This is a genomic window from Pseudovibrio sp. POLY-S9 (assembly GCF_001431305.1).
GTDB lineage: Bacteria > Pseudomonadota > Alphaproteobacteria > Rhizobiales > Stappiaceae > Pseudovibrio.
In genome coordinates, this window is sequence record NZ_LCWX01000238.1 from 47,502 (window position 1) to 51,113 (window position 3,612).

Sequence of the window (3,612 nt, forward strand, 5' to 3'; positions counted from 1 at the left end):
TGCAAAGGCAACGAGTCATGCGCTTCTTTCTGCCGCTGATCCGCAGCTTCAGCAGCGCGCATAATTCTCTCGGCATCAAACTCCAGAAACACACGCTCTACACATCCATCAGGCAGGTCCATTGCCCGATCAATATATCGGCGCGCTACATCTACCGCTCTGAAATGTATACGAGGATCTGTCGACAAGTTATCTCCACTCATCACGCATGCATATTTATCGCACTTTGATGGTTGTCGCCTGTTTTCCCCGTCAGTTCAATCATCTCCAAACAAAAGAGATACCAGTCTATTAATCTGCCACTGCGAAGCGCAACAAAACTAAAGTGTATCGCCGAAAAGTGGAAACCGGTTTTCGGACAAAGATACGCAAAAACAAAGGCTAAAGCAGTTCAAATACTTCAACTCAAATGCGAACTGCTTTAGTTCTGGGCTGTGATGGATGAAGCAGCAGAACCAAGCGCTTCAACACTCTCCAGCAAATCCGGCAGAGACAATCCACTCAGTGCAATACGAGACCACAACACCACAGAGTCATCATCCCCCTGCCCGACGATAATCGGATGGCCTGAAAGGTCAGGCAGGTTCAGCTTCAGCATGCTGCTATCACTCAAGCTCTCATGAATGGCCTCACGATCAACCCGCACCAGCAGCTTTATATAGTCCCTCTCATTGCCCACAAAATACATGCTGAGCGAGCCATCAACATCCACTTGATAGACCTCATTCTCCTCATACTCATTAATCAGGTACTGCCTCATGAGGTCTTTCATCAGGTGGTGGAAGTTCACATTATTAGAAACCATGCTTTTTCCCAGCCTTCAGCCCCTCGAACTTCTCATGGAAGTACTTCCCGGGAATCTCATCCGCCTGCACAGTCTCTGAGGTCCAATCAGTCACGTAGGTAGTCGCAGGATTTTCCGTAGTGCTGAGGCTTGAAAACATAAATTTGGACCTGGAATTCTGTTCAACAATAAAATTCTCAAGCTTCTTTCCCGGAACACTGGGAACGTCCAGAGACTTAAAGAAGCCTTGAATTTCCTCAAAAGGAACTGGCTTTAACCCCTCAATATCCAGAGATAAAGCAGGCTTTGGCCCGGCACGTGTCCACGACACCACGGTTGGCGCTTCACCCATGATACTCTGTTTCCCATCCTCAAGACGGAAAGCACCTGGAAACGTCGGCCACGCATCAACAATAACGGCCTCTTGTGTAGGGTCTCTGGGATCACCAATCATGCAAAACGCATGATCAACCATTGAAGAGGAAACGCGAGCCACTGGACGGTCTGTTTCTGATGCCGCCAGTAGCTTGTAGCTCACTTCCGCATGTCCGGAGCAGTTGCCGGCCTGCACACGAACAGAGCTTTCAGCCAACCCACCATGCTGCGGAGCTTTCGCCAGCCCATAGTTGGCTCGCAGATAACTCTCACCGCGCGAAGCAAACACCTCCGGTGTCAAATTACCCGCACCATATGGAAGCAACTGCTTAGTCTGCCAGATGACTTTCTGCGCAACCTTCAGGTCTTCAAAGGCCTGCGCGGAAACGCGAACCTCCTTCCCCTGAAACCCACCTATGTACTTCTGCGCTTTTTTTGCGGTCGTGAAGTTAACAGTATCAGGCGTCTCTGTAGTATTTGAACGAAGACAATGAACAAGTGAAGCAAAGGACGGCACTTAAATCTCCCATTACACAACCTAAGATAGAAAATCCACCTCAAAACCAACAGTATCAATGAGAGAAATTCTAACTGTTAGTTTCAGCACAGGAGTACGATTACATTAATTTGAGAATGCCTTGATAGGAAAAATATAATTACTACAACACTATGATTCTAAAAAGCTTTACCAACTCTACAGATCTGATCGAACATATATAAAAATGAAAATTATTTAAAATACATAGCTCCTAACAAAAAAAGAGCCCGCCAGCAGAACCAGCGGACACCCTGAAAAACTGATTGGAAGCAGACTTACCGCTTCGGCTTGTTAAACGCCGCTGCCAGAGCCGCTGCCATGGCATTGTTGCTACCGCCGCTCGTATCAGCTGGCTTGTTGCCACCACGATCACCCCCGCGCGGTCCTCCACCACGGTTGCCGCCATTTGGACGATTACCGCCGCCCGGACGACCTCCACCCTGGTTACGGTTACCACCCCGGTCGGCCTGTCGTTCCCGCGCATTCTCACGAGCATCTGCACTGTCCTTGCGCATGGTCAGGCCGATGCGTTTGCGGGCAACGTCCACCTCAACAACACGCACCTTCACAATATCCCCCGCCTTCACAACCGTATGCGGATCATCCACGAACCGGTCCGCCAGCTGAGACACATGCACCAACCCGTCCTGATGCACGCCGATATCAACAAAGGCACCAAAGTTGGTCACGTTGGTCACCGTCCCTTCCAGCATCATACCCGGCTTGAGATCCTGCATGGTCTCAACACCGTCCTGGAAGGAGGCGGTCTTAAACTCAGGACGTGGATCACGCCCCGGCTTTTCCAGCTCTGCAAAAATGTCCTTTACAGTCGGCAGACCAAACTTCTCGTCCGTAAACTCTTTTGGGTCCAGATTGCTCAGCAGGTTGGAGCCCATGATCTCACGAATATCGCGACCACATGCTTTGATAATCTTCTGCGCAAGTGGATACGCTTCCGGGTGAACAGAGGACGCATCCAGCGGATTTTCACCGTCCGCAATCCGTAGGAAGCCAGCACACTGCTCAAACGCTTTCGGCCCAAGCCGCGCAACCTTCAACAGCTGCCTGCGGTTTTTAAAGGTGCCAACCGTATCACGATACTCAACCACCGCCTTCGCAAGGCCCTCTGTCAGGCCGGAGATATGCGCCAACAGCGGAGCAGATGCCGTGTTGAGGTCAACCCCAACCGCGTTCACCGCATCCTCAACCACGCCATCCAGCGAGCGGGCCAGCTTGGTCTGGTTCACATCATGCTGATACTGCCCGACACCAATGGACTTCGGCTCAATCTTCACCAGTTCCGCGAGTGGGTCCTGCAAACGGCGACCAATAGAAGCCGCTCCGCGCAATGACACATCCACATCCGGCATTTCCTTGGCAGCCAAAGCAGAGGCGGAATAAACCGAAGCCCCTGCCTCGTTCACCATCACCTTGGTTGGGCGATGTTCTGCCGGAATATCCTTCAACAAGTCCGCCGCCAAACGATCTGTCTCGCGGCTGGCAGTCCCGTTACCAATCGCAATCAGGCTCACGCCATGCTTGGCAACCAATGCCCGCAAGGTGGCAAGTGACCCCTGAATGTCATTGCGTGGCTGGAACGGGTAGATCGTCACGGTATCAATCAGCTTGCCTGTCGCATCAACAACAGCAACTTTCACGCCAGTCCGAATACCCGGATCAAGCCCCAGCGTCGCACGCGGCCCAGCGGGCGCTGCCAACAACAAGTCCTTCAGGTTACGGGCAAAAACCTTGATCGCCTCTTCTTCTGCTTTGTCGCGCAGCTCGCTCATCAGGTCCAGCTCAACATGAAGACCAATCTTCACCTTCCACGTCCAGCGACACACATCAGAAAGCCACTTATCAGCAGGGCGGCCGTTGTTCACGATGCCCGCCGCATCAGCAATCATCTGCTCCA

3 protein-coding genes and 1 pseudogene are annotated in these 3,612 nt (G+C 51.9%); all 4 read right to left on the reverse strand.

What is annotated here, in order from left to right; translation table 11 throughout:
- Positions 1–188, reverse strand: a pseudogene (locus PPL9_RS33775) (hypothetical protein); the annotation flags it as partial.
- A gap of 233 nt (positions 189–421) precedes the next feature.
- Positions 422–805, reverse strand: coding sequence for a CesT family type III secretion system chaperone (locus tag PPL9_RS26100; protein WP_057465451.1), 384 nt, complete (start codon positions 803–805; stop codon positions 422–424).
- Entirely contained in the window at positions 795–1,676 is an 882-nt protein-coding gene (locus tag PPL9_RS26105) for a hypothetical protein (RefSeq protein WP_057465452.1), read from the reverse strand. The genes PPL9_RS26100 and PPL9_RS26105 overlap by 11 nt, the downstream gene beginning before the upstream one ends.
- A gap of 296 nt (positions 1,677–1,972) precedes the next feature.
- Positions 1,973–3,612: Tex family protein (locus PPL9_RS32835; protein WP_200962376.1), on the reverse strand; the 1,640-nt coding region annotated here is incomplete at its 5' end.

Bases quoted from the DNA above. Each gene is read 5' to 3' on its own strand.
- PPL9_RS26100 (WP_057465451.1), bottom strand. From the start codon at position 805: ATGGTTTCTAATAATGTGAACTTCCACCACCTGATGAAAGACCTCATG.